We start from the raw sequence: 292 nt of genomic DNA, 5'->3' as shown, positions 1-292 counted from the left end.
GGAACAAATCAAGCCCCTCAATCGAGGGCGATAATTGTTGTAATATTTTCAATTCGTTGACATAAGATCCGCCACGCTCTACAGCATTCTTCAGCGAATTAATCGCAATAAACAACGCCGTATTTATTTTTTCCTTCCCATCACTTTTAACAGTAATTTCTTTCTGCAGAGTTTCTAAACGTTGCTGTAAAGCCGCAAGAGCACTTGCATTGCTCTGCCCAATTAACATAGCAGCTTTCATATCTTTTGAGACGCTAATTAAAGTGAGCACATACTCTTCAAGACTACTTAC

At 39.0% G+C, this 292-nt stretch carries 1 pseudogene; it reads right to left on the bottom strand.

The annotated features are described in order from the left end of the window. Positions 1–292: pseudogene (locus ACFINO_RS11380) on the bottom strand (hypothetical protein); the annotation flags it as partial.

This window comes from Bartonella sp. AA83SXKL (genome assembly GCF_042196965.1).
Classification (GTDB): Bacteria; Pseudomonadota; Alphaproteobacteria; order Rhizobiales; family Rhizobiaceae; genus Bartonella.
Note: the sequence above shows the minus strand (reverse complement) of the source record. Positions and strands in the feature narration are given on the sequence as shown.